The organism is Mycobacterium arosiense ATCC BAA-1401 = DSM 45069, from assembly GCF_002086125.1.
Lineage (GTDB): Bacteria > Actinomycetota > Actinomycetes > Mycobacteriales > Mycobacteriaceae > Mycobacterium > Mycobacterium arosiense.
Map to the genome: position 1 here is coordinate 1 of NZ_MVHG01000306.1, position 289 is coordinate 289.

Annotated in this window: 1 protein-coding gene; it reads left to right on the plus strand. The window is 68.5% G+C overall.

Annotated elements, in window-relative coordinates; genetic code table 11:
- Positions 1-289, plus strand: a 289-nt coding sequence (locus BST14_RS32005; RefSeq protein ID WP_211280853.1) for a class I SAM-dependent methyltransferase, incomplete at both ends; no start/stop codon positions are given.

Consider the following 289-nt stretch of genomic DNA (forward strand, 5'->3'; position numbering starts at 1 on the left):
GTGCTCGAGTGGCTGGCCGAACCCCATGCGATCCTGCCGGTGCTGCACCAACTCTGCGCACCCGGCGGCTGGCTGTCGCTGGCCTTCTACAATCGCGACGCTCTGATCTACCGCAACCTGCTCAAGGGCCACTTCCGCAAGCTGCGCAAGGAACGCTTCGCTGGCGAGGGGCAGAGCCTGACCCCGCAGCGCCCGCTCGACCCGCGCGAGCTGGAACATGCGCTGGCAGCGCGTTGGCGCATCGAGGCGCGCAGCGGCGTGCGGGTGTTCCACGACTACATGCAGAGCG